Below are 3,391 nucleotides of genomic sequence, written 5' to 3' on the forward strand. Positions count from 1 at the left end.
GTAGGCCATGAATTCAAAGGAATTATTTTTCCAAAACTCACCATTTGATCAGTTCGGTTACCGGGTACCAAAAGGACATATTCCAAAGGTTCAATCCACACATCCGGGATAAGAACAGTTGACCGAGAATTTGACCAAGTCAATCCATACGTTCGTATGGGGTAATCTGCTAAGTTTAGCAGTTCCACATATTCCACATTTGGCAAGTCAAGATCTGCTTTTGGAGCTGGCATGATCTCATTGATCACCAAGGTTTTCGAAGGAATAAATGTTGGGTCAAAAAATTGAAAATCAATAAGAGTATCCTTAAGGAAATTCCCTTCTAAATCTGGAATTTGCAATACCTCTAGATTATAATCTTCTCCTTGATTTAAAGAGTTGGAAAAAGTCAACGATACAAGAGAATCCAGATTCAAGGCAACTGACTCTGGCGCTATTCCATTTAGCTTATAATTCAACTGAAAAACAGAGAAAATTGGATCCACCTTTTCAGAAAACTGAACCTGAATTTCATTCTCATTGAACCCGCTTACTTTAATAATTTTTGGAGGTTCTTTATCTTCTTCAACATCCCCAAATTCAAAATCATCCATTATCCAACGCGCACAACTTCCAGAACCTTGGCCATATTTAATTTCAAACTTCAAAAAAAGTTTGGATGAGCTTTTTAATTCATCTGGAATCTCCAATTGATACTTTCTAAATTCTTGATCCATATTTTGGAACTCTATTTCTGAACCTATTATTTCAAGGAAATCATAACCAGAATCCAATTCTTTAGACCAGGAGATATAAACTACGGCAGCTCTATTACCAGAACCATTTTGAATGGATTTAGCCCAGAATTGGACAATTGGGGATTGAAATTTTACTGGATTAAGCTCTATTATTAATTCCCCATCAAAGCTTGATATAGGCTGTACACCCAATGCATTTGATTGTTCCAATCCCAATCCTTTTGCTTGGAAAACTCTGGAACTCGAACTTCGAACCTCATTTCCATACCAATTGGGCAAAAACTGATTGGGAAAGCTCTCTATGGCAAATGTTTCTTCGAAACCTTGTTTTTGCGCGTAAACAAGAGAAAGGAAAGCCAAAAAGAAGTTTGACAGTATCAGCAAAAAGATAAACCTTATAAAAAGCAAAGATTTCACGGCTATGAATTAAAAAAGTAATAGTTAAATATAAGAATGAAAACCAAACTATTAGTAGGAACATAATGAAATTTTAATCTTGAAATGATAAAAATTTTAGCAGAATAACCTGTATATGAATCCTTAGCACTTACTTTTGTGCTTCCAAAATAAAAACAACCTATTAAAAACCAGTCTGATGAAATTAGCAGTGGTAGGAGCTACCGGTTTGGTGGGCTCCGAAATCCTAGAAGTGCTTGATGAGCACAACTTTCCTTTTGATGAACTTTTATTAGTAGCTTCAGAGCGATCTGTAGGAAAACAGATCGAATATAAGGATAAACAGTACACTGTAATTGGGCTTGCTGAGGCTGTTTCTTTGAAACCTGAAATCGCAATTTTCTCCGCGGGCGGCGGCACCTCTTTAGAATGGGCTCCAAAATTTGCCGAAGTAGGAACTGTCGTGGTGGATAATTCCTCAGCTTGGAGAATGGACCCAAGTAAAAAATTGGTAGTGCCAGAAATCAATGCGAAAGAAATAACCCCCAAAGATAAAATTATCGCAAACCCAAATTGCTCTACCATTCAAATGGTTTTGGCGTTAGAACCTTTGCGTCAGCGTTATGGGATTAAAAGAATTGTTGTATCTACCTATCAGTCTGTCACCGGTACTGGAAAAGCTGCTGTGGATCAAATGATGGCTGAGCGTGCCGGAGAGACCCCTGAAATGGTCTATCCGCATAAAATCGATATGAACGTTCTTCCTCACATTGATGTGTTTCAACCTAATGGATACACTAAAGAGGAAATGAAAATGATCAATGAGACCAAAAAGATCTTCTCTGACGATACGATCAAATTAACCGCCACTACCGTAAGAATCCCAACCATGGGAGGACACTCAGAGGCTGTGAATGTTGAGTTCAAAGAGGATTTTGATTTAGATGAAGTAAGAAAATTGCTTTCAGAAACACCTGGTGTGATTGTTCAGGATGATCCAGCAAATTTTGTCTATCCAATGCCAATTAATGCACATAAAAAGGATGAAGTATTTGTGGGTAGATTAAGGAGGGATGAATCTCAGGAAAACACTTTGAATATGTGGATTGTAGCAGATAACCTAAGAAAAGGTGCCGCTACTAATGCAGTTCAAATTGCTGAGTATTTAATGGAACATAAGCTAGTTTGATGAATTGGGAGGAATTTCATAGTCCCGAATTTCAACAATTTGTGCAGGATCATCTCAAGGAAGATCCTGCACTTTTACTTTTTAGGTTTCAGGGCAAAACTGATTTCGATCTAAAAACTGCAGTACAGCAAATTTCTGCAAGGCAAAAAGCATTAAAAAAACTGCCTTCTTGGACTTCCAATCCACAATTGATTTTCCCAGCTTCTATTTCATTGGAGCAAAGTTCCTCTGAGCAAACTGCCGAATTGAAGGCTAGAGGTAGAAAAGGCCAACTGATGATTGACCTCACAGGAGGCTTTGGAGTAGATAGTTTTTTTCTGGGAAAAAATTTCGAGAAAGCTATTTATTGTGAATATCAAGATGAATTAGCTGAGATAGCAAAGCATAATCTTGAAATCCTTGCTCCCAAGAAATTCGAGATCGTAAGCGGTGATGGATTGGATTTTTTGGGTAAATCAGAGAAACATTTTGACCTAATCTACGCAGACCCTGCAAGACGCGGAAAAGGCAATCAGAAGCTATACAAACTTCAGGATTGCGAGCCGGATGTGGTCAGCGTTTGGGAAATGATGAAAAGTAAGTCCACCTCTATTTTGCTAAAACTATCTCCTATGCTTGATATTTCTCAGGCGCTTAGTGAGCTTCCTGACATCCAAAAAGTGCAAGTAATTTCTTTAAAAAACGATGTTAAAGAGCTTCTTCTACACTGGAATAAAAACATAGAGAACTCCAAGCTCATGATAGAAGCTATTGACCTAGGCCTGGAAGAAACCAGTTTTTCATTTGATTCCATCGAAGAACAGCAAGCTAATTCTGTTTATGGAGAAGTGGAAAAGTATCTGATTGAGCCACTAGCTGGAATTCTCAAAGCCGGAGCATTTAAGAGTTTTGGTGCAAGATTTGGGTTAAAAAAACTTGATGCTAACAGTCATCTCTATTCCGCCTCTGATTTTCCAATAGAAATTCCTGCTAGAGTTTTTGAAGTAATCCAAGAAGTAAAACCCAAGAAGGGGGAAATCAAAAAGCTTTTCCCTTCAGGCAAGGTGAATGTGATCACACGAAATTATGC

Annotated in this window: 2 protein-coding genes and 1 pseudogene; 2 read left to right on the forward strand and 1 reads right to left on the reverse strand. The window is 37.9% G+C overall.

What is annotated here, in order from left to right; translation table 11 throughout:
- Positions 1-1,097, reverse strand: a pseudogene (locus tag Q0L68_RS18305) (hypothetical protein); the annotation flags it as partial.
- A gap of 235 nt (positions 1,098-1,332) precedes the next feature.
- On the opposite strand from Q0L68_RS18305, the gene Q0L68_RS18310 reads away from it, so the two are divergent.
- Together Q0L68_RS18310 and Q0L68_RS18315 are read left to right on the forward strand one after the other, a co-directional pair.
- Positions 1,333-2,322 (forward strand): aspartate-semialdehyde dehydrogenase, encoded by a 990-nt coding sequence (locus tag Q0L68_RS18310; protein ID WP_296705700.1) that lies wholly within the window; start codon positions 1,333-1,335, stop codon positions 2,320-2,322.
- The coding region (locus Q0L68_RS18315) for a class I SAM-dependent methyltransferase (RefSeq protein ID WP_296705701.1) at positions 2,322-3,391 on the forward strand (1,070 nt) is incomplete at its 3' end. The genes Q0L68_RS18310 and Q0L68_RS18315, both read left to right, overlap by 1 nt.

The sequence above is a fragment of the Algoriphagus sp. genome, assembly GCF_024642405.1.
In the GTDB taxonomy this organism is placed as follows: domain Bacteria; phylum Bacteroidota; class Bacteroidia; order Cytophagales; family Cyclobacteriaceae; genus Algoriphagus.

Excerpts from the sequence above, each read along its gene's own strand:
- Q0L68_RS18310 (WP_296705700.1), top strand. The coding sequence starts at position 1,333 with ATGAAATTAGCAGTGGTAGGAGCTACCGGTTTGGTGGGCTCCGAAATC.